At 41.0% G+C, this 229-nt stretch carries 1 protein-coding gene; it reads right to left on the bottom strand.

Annotation, left to right across the window (positions count from 1 at the left end):
• On the bottom strand, window positions 1-229 hold a 229-nt coding region (locus AAEY75_RS17475), incomplete at both ends, for an electron transfer flavoprotein subunit beta/FixA family protein (RefSeq protein ID WP_502944473.1).

Here is a 229-nt window from a genome sequence, read left to right as displayed (position 1 = left end):
CCACGATCAGCACCAAGTGCTAAAGCGGCACGAATCTGCTCTTGTGACTCTTTTGGACCAATTGAGGCAACGATGATTTCATCAATCACACCCGCTTCTTTAAGACGAACCGCTTCTTCTACTGCAATTTCATCAAAAGGGTTGATTGACATTTTAGTGTTAGATAAATCTACGCCAGAATTATCAGCTTTTACACGAACTTTTACGTTGTAATCAATGACACGCTTGA

This window comes from Psychrobacter sp. TB55-MNA-CIBAN-0194 (assembly GCF_040309505.1).
Lineage (GTDB): Bacteria > Pseudomonadota > Gammaproteobacteria > Pseudomonadales > Moraxellaceae > Psychrobacter > Psychrobacter fozii.
Note: the sequence above shows the minus strand (reverse complement) of the source record. Positions and strands in the feature narration are given on the sequence as shown.